This is a genomic window from Streptococcus sp. GMD4S, from assembly GCF_000296955.1.
This window is the reverse complement of sequence record NZ_AJRE01000014.1, coordinates 1-600: the sequence shown is the minus strand read 5'-3', so window position 1 is coordinate 600 and position 600 is coordinate 1. Positions and strand designations below refer to the sequence as shown.

Below are 600 nucleotides of genomic sequence, written 5' to 3'. Positions count from 1 at the left end.
TCTTTTCTATTCTAACCTCATCATTTGTAGTCAATTCCAACTCAGAATTCTCATGAATAGGAGCTGTATCAGGATTTGTCCCATATTCTGTCAGTTCTGGAATCTCTTGAACTGGAGCTGTATCAGAACTGGTGCCATACTCTGCCAATTCTGGAACTTCGTGAACAGGAGCTGTATCAGGATTTGTCCCATATTCCGTCAGTTCTGGAATCTCTTGAACTGGAGGCGTATCAGAACTTGTACCATATTCTGTTAATTCTGGAACTTCATGAACTGGCGCTGTCTCAGAATTTGTGCCATATTCTGTCAATTCTGGAACTTCGTGAACTGGCACTGTCTCAGGACTTGTACCATATTCTGACAATTCTGGAACTTCATGAACTGGTGCTGTTTCAGGAGTTGCGCCATATTCTGTCAATTCCGGAATTTCATGAACTGGCGCTGTTTCAGGAGTTGTACCATATTCTGACAATTCCGGAACTTCGTGAACTGGAGTTTCTTTTGGTATCGAGTTAGTTGGAGCTGTTCCAACTAAAATAATTTCAGAAACAGGTTCAAGCGTCACTTGATCAGAAATCATTTCGCTTTTTACGATTTCTT

At 41.2% G+C, this 600-nt stretch carries 1 protein-coding gene; it reads right to left on the bottom strand.

Annotated features, from left to right (window positions below):
- A partial coding sequence (locus GMD4S_RS00155; protein WP_000341993.1) for an SIALI-17 repeat-containing surface protein occupies window positions 1-600 on the bottom strand: 600 nt, incomplete at both ends.